Origin of the sequence: Desulfoluna butyratoxydans (assembly GCF_900699765.1) — a bacterium.
GTDB lineage: Bacteria > Desulfobacterota > Desulfobacteria > Desulfobacterales > Desulfolunaceae > Desulfoluna > Desulfoluna butyratoxydans.
Genome location: NZ_CAADHO010000030.1, coordinates 1 through 1,204, shown reverse-complemented (window position 1 = coordinate 1,204; position 1,204 = coordinate 1). Strand labels below are relative to the sequence as shown.

Here is a 1,204-nt window from a genome sequence, read left to right as displayed (position 1 = left end):
CACCATCGCCAAGGACACCGTGGCTGACGCTTCCTCGGTCGACATCGCAGACTCCGGTAACGACGGCGTCATCAGCTCCACGGACGATCTGGGCAACACCCAGCTCTCCGGTTCCATTGAGGCTGGCGGCCGTATCACCGGGCTCACCATCTCCGACGGCGACACCACCATCACCTTAAATGAGGGTGACTACACCCTTCTGGCCGATGGGACCTGGACCGCCAACGTGGATGTCTCCTCGCTAACCGACGGCACCCTGACCGTGACCCTCGACGCCGAGGACGCAAACGGCAACAACACCGCACAGGTCACCGACACCATCGCCAAGGACACCGTGGCCGAAGCGTCCTCGGTCTCCATCGCAGACTCCGGTAACGACGGCGTCATCAGCTCCACGGACGACCTGGGCAACACCCAGCTCTCCGGTTCCATCGAAACCGGCGGCCGTATCACCGGGCTCACCATTTCCGACGGATCCACCACCATCACCCTGCACGAGGGCGACTACACCCTCCTGGCCGATGGGACCTGGACCGCCAACGTGGATGTCTCCTCGTTCAACGACGGCACCCTGACCGTGACCATCGATGCCGAAGATGCCCACGGCAACACCGCCGCACAGGTCACCGACACCATCGCCAAAGACACCGTGGCGGACGCTTCCTCGGTCGACATCGCAGACTCCGGTAACGACGGCGTCATCAGCTCCACGGACGACCTGGGCAACACCCAGCTCTCCGGGACCATCGAAGCCGGCGGTCGTATCACCGGACTCACCATCTCCGACGGCGACACCACCATCACCCTGCACGAGGGCGACTACACCCTTCTGCCCGACGGCACCTGGACCGCCAACGTGGATGTCTCCTCGTTCAACGACGGCACCCTGACCGTGACCCTCGACGCCGAAGACGCAAACGGCAACACCGCCGCCCAGGTCACCGACACCATTGCCAAGGACACCGTGGCAGACGCTTCCTCGGTCGACATCGCAGACTCCGGGGCAGACGGCGTCATCAGCTCCACGGACGATCTGGGCAACACCCAGCTCTCCGGTTCCATCGAGGCCGGCGGCCGTATCACCGGACTCACCATCTCCGACGGCTCCACCACCATCACCCTGCACGAGGGTGACTACACCCTCCTGCACGACGGCACCTGGACCGCCAACGTGGATGTCTCCTCGTTCAACGACGGCACCCTG

At 64.4% G+C, this 1,204-nt stretch carries 1 protein-coding gene; it reads left to right on the top strand.

What is annotated here, in order from left to right:
- Positions 1-19 precede the first annotated feature (19 nt).
- On the top strand, positions 20-1,204 hold a 1,185-nt coding region (locus MSL71_RS26315; protein WP_180147509.1), incomplete at its 3' end, for an Ig-like domain-containing protein.